The sequence below is a fragment of the Escherichia albertii NBRC 107761 = DSM 17582 genome, assembly GCF_000759775.1.
Lineage (GTDB): Bacteria > Pseudomonadota > Gammaproteobacteria > Enterobacterales > Enterobacteriaceae > Escherichia > Escherichia albertii.
In genome coordinates this window covers 1-2,895 of the sequence record NZ_BBMY01000128.1, presented here as the reverse complement: position 1 = coordinate 2,895, position 2,895 = coordinate 1, and the positions used below count along the sequence as shown (strand labels likewise).

Below are 2,895 nucleotides of genomic sequence, written 5' to 3'. Positions count from 1 at the left end.
CACCCCACTCAGGTACTACCGAATGGGTTGTTGGACCGTCATTTAATATTGCCGTCGATTCACTAAAATTATGGTTTGGTGCTGGCGCTTTCTTCCCTGTAATGCAGGAAGCAAAGTCGCCAGCTAAGATGGAAGATGTACGCTGGGAATTTAAAATAGGTAAGACCTGGTAAGGCTCGCTCAAAGTATTACCCGCCAACTGGCGGGTAATATGTAAGGATTAAAGCTTCTCGCCGTTGCTGGCAATCACCTCTTTGTACCAGTTAAAGCTCTTCTTACGTGAACGCGACATATCGCCAGTACCGTCGTCATGCTTATTCACATAGATGAAACCGTAGCGTTTGCTGTACTGCCCGGTGGTGAACGATACGCAGTCGATGCAGCCCCACGGCGTGTAGCCCATCAGATCCACGCCATCGTAAGTCACCGCTTTTTTCATCTCTTCAATATGGGCGCGCAGGTAGTCAATGCGGTAGTCATCGTTGATGCTGCCGTCATCTTCCACTTTGTCGTAGGCGCCAAAACCGTTTTCGACAATAAACAGCGGCTTCTGATAACGCTCATACAGTTCGCAAAGTGCGTAACGCAGGCCCACCGGATCAATCTGCCAGCCCCAGTCAGATGCTTTAACATACGGGTTCGGTACGCTGCCTTCAAAACCAGAAATAGCATCGCCGGTGCCGCCTTCGGCTTTCACCGCATTGGTCATGTAGTAGCTAAAGCCGAGATAATCGCAGGTGCCTTCGCGCAGAATATCCAGATCGCCATCTTCCATTTTGATGTTAAATTCGCGACGTTCCCATTCATTCAACACATAGGACGGATAATAACCGCGTAACTGAACATCGGTAAAAACGTAGCGTTCGCGCATCGACTCCTGGGCAAACATCACATCGTCCGGGTTACAGGAATACGGATAGAGCGGCACCATGGCCAGCATACAGCCGACTTTCATCTCCGGGTTAATGCGACGCGCGGCTTTCACCGCCAGGGCGCTGGCGACAAACTGGTGATGCAGCACCTGGTACATGGTCTCTTCCGGGTTTTCATGCTCGGTATAGACAACGCCGGAGCAGCAGTAACCGAACAGTGGCGCACGCCAGTTACGCTGGTTGTTAATTTCGTTGAAGGTCATCCAGTATTTGACTTTATGCTTATAGCGTTCGAATACCACTTCCGCGAAACGGACAAAGAAATCAACCACTTTACGGTTAGTCCAGCTACCGTATTGCTGCACCAGATGCAGAGGCATTTCAAAGTGGGAGAGGGTGATCACCGGTTCGATGTTGTATTTCAGCAGTTCATCGAACAGGGAGTCGTAGAACTTCAGCCCTTCTTCGTTTGGCTGTGCTTCATCGCCTTTTGGAAAAATACGCGTCCAGGCGATGGAAGTACGAAAACATTTGAAGCCCATCTCGGCAAACAGCTTGATGTCTTCTTTATAGTGACCATAAAAATCAACGGCTTCATGGTTAGGATAGTATTTGCCGGGCAAGACTTCTTTAGTGATTTCGCGCGGCACGCCATGTGCACCACCGGTCAGCACGTCACAAATACTCGGCCCTTTGCCGCCTTTGTTCCAGCCGCCTTCGACCTGATGAGCGGCAACGGCGCCGCCCCATAAGAAATCTTTCGGTAAAGTGAGTTTTTTCACTATCATAGGCTCCAGATGAGTCAATTCTTACAGGAAATAGTACCATGCAGCCAAACGACATCACTTTTTTTCAACGATTCCAGGATGACATTCTGGCTGGGCGTAAAACCATTACCATCCGCGACGAGTCTGAATCGCACTTTAAAACGGGTGATGTGCTTCGCGTCGGACGCTTTGAGGATGATGGCTATTTTTGCACCATTGAAGTCACCGCAACCTCAACCGTAACGCTGGATACTCTCACAGAAAAACATGCTGAGCAGGAAAATATGACGCTGACCGAACTGAAAAAAGTCATTGCTGATATCTATCCCGGTCAGACACAGTTTTATGTGATTGAATTTAAATGTCTTTAAATTAAGCTCACGCCCGTTAGTTGAAATTTAATCTTTAATTTCATGAATTTTCGGAGATTAATCGCAAATCTGGATTTATTTTAGCTAACAGGTGTTCACTGGAACTATTCTCAGTTACGCTGGAGTTGCAATCACGCGCGTGCGTGTATGTTTCTCCGGAGTAAGTTATGGTTCAGAAGCCTCTCATTAAGCAAGGATATTCGCTGGCAGAGGAAATTGCCAACAGCGTCAGTCATGGTATTGGGCTGGTGTTTGGTATCGTCGGGCTAGTGTTGTTACTGGTCCAGGCGGTGGATCTCAATGCCAGCGCCACGGCGATAACCAGTTACAGCCTCTATGGCGGCAGCATGATCCTGCTGTTTCTGGCTTCAACGCTCTATCACGCTATCCCTCATCAACGGGCAAAAATGTGGTTAAAGAAATTTGACCATTGCGCCATTTATCTGTTGATTGCCGGAACCTACACGCCGTTTTTACTGGTGGGGCTGGGTTCACCGTTAGCGCGTGGGCTGATGATTGTTATCTGGAGTCTGGCGCTGCTGGGGATTCTGTTCAAACTGACCATTGCGCACCGATTTAAAATCTTGTCGCTGGTAACCTACCTGACAATGGGCTGGCTTTCGCTGATTGTGATTTATCAGTTGGCGGTGAAACTGGCGGTAGGTGGCGTGACATTGCTGGCAGTCGGCGGTGTAGTTTATTCGCTCGGGGTCATTTTTTACGTCTGTAAACGTATCCCGTACAATCACGCCATCTGGCACGGTTTTGTGCTCGGCGGCAGTGTGTGCCATTTCCTAGCGATCTATTTGTATATTGGGCAGGCGTAATTGGTACGCCTTTGTATGCTTGAAAAGACACTCCAGCGGCAGCATCCGTATCGGAATA

The 2,895-nt window shown here is 48.7% G+C and carries 3 protein-coding genes and 1 pseudogene; 3 read left to right on the top strand and 1 reads right to left on the bottom strand.

What is annotated here, in order from left to right; genetic code table 11:
* A pseudogene (locus EA14781_RS24995) lies at nucleotides 1-173 on the top strand (transporter); the annotation flags it as partial.
* Between the two features lie 47 nt (nucleotides 174-220).
* On the opposite strand, the gene bglA reads toward EA14781_RS24995, so the two are convergent.
* On the bottom strand, nucleotides 221-1,654 hold the full coding sequence (bglA, locus tag EA14781_RS18610; RefSeq protein WP_024164724.1) for a 6-phospho-beta-glucosidase BglA: 1,434 nt from the start codon (nucleotides 1,652-1,654) through the stop codon (nucleotides 221-223).
* A 44-nt stretch (nucleotides 1,655-1,698) separates the two neighbouring features.
* On the opposite strand from bglA, the gene yqfB reads away from it, so the two are divergent.
* Nucleotides 1,699-2,010, top strand: coding sequence for a N(4)-acetylcytidine aminohydrolase (yqfB, locus tag EA14781_RS18605; protein WP_001182957.1), 312 nt, complete (start codon nucleotides 1,699-1,701; stop codon nucleotides 2,008-2,010).
* A gap of 167 nt (nucleotides 2,011-2,177) precedes the next feature.
* Nucleotides 2,178-2,837 carry a PAQR family membrane homeostasis protein TrhA gene (gene trhA, locus EA14781_RS18600; RefSeq protein WP_000250281.1) on the top strand — a complete coding sequence of 220 codons (660 nt, stop codon included), beginning with the start codon at nucleotides 2,178-2,180 and terminating at the stop codon, nucleotides 2,835-2,837.
* Nucleotides 2,838-2,895 lie beyond the last annotated feature (58 nt).

Bases quoted from the DNA above. Each gene is read 5' to 3' on its own strand.
- yqfB (WP_001182957.1), top strand. From the start codon at position 1,699: ATGCAGCCAAACGACATCACTTTTTTTCAACGATTCCAGGATGACATT.
- trhA (WP_000250281.1), top strand. From the start codon at position 2,178: ATGGTTCAGAAGCCTCTCATTAAGCAAGGATATTCGCTGGCAGAGGAA.